This window comes from Lactiplantibacillus sp. ME-2 (assembly GCF_022549155.1).
GTDB lineage: Bacteria > Bacillota > Bacilli > Lactobacillales > Lactobacillaceae > Lactiplantibacillus > Lactiplantibacillus plantarum.
Genome location: NZ_JAKZEQ010000146.1, coordinates 1 through 317, shown reverse-complemented (window position 1 = coordinate 317; position 317 = coordinate 1). Strand labels below are relative to the sequence as shown.

Annotated in this window: 1 protein-coding gene; it reads right to left on the bottom strand. The window is 48.9% G+C overall.

Annotated features, from left to right (window positions below; genetic code table 11):
* On the bottom strand, positions 1-317 hold a 317-nt coding region (locus tag MMY95_RS15745), incomplete at both ends, for a glycoside hydrolase family 2 TIM barrel-domain containing protein (protein WP_277602051.1).

The window sequence follows — 317 nt, the reverse complement described above, 5'->3', positions numbered from 1 at the left end:
TTTTGCCATGACCCGTGCGATTCGAGGTTGTTTTCGGCCATTAGGTAGATACCGGCCTCGTCACATAATTGATACCAAGGTAATTGATCAGGATAATGGCAGGTCCGATCGGCATTGATATTGTTAGCTAACATGGTTTGGATATCAGCGCGCATATCAGCCATACTGATAACGCGACCGGTGTGGGCGTTCCATTCGTGCCGGTTAACCCCGTTGATCACCAACCGTTTATTGTTGACGTAAATGACTTTGTCATCGCGCAGCTCGACCGTCCGGAACCCAAACTGATATGGGACGACTTCCAAGAGTTGGTGATC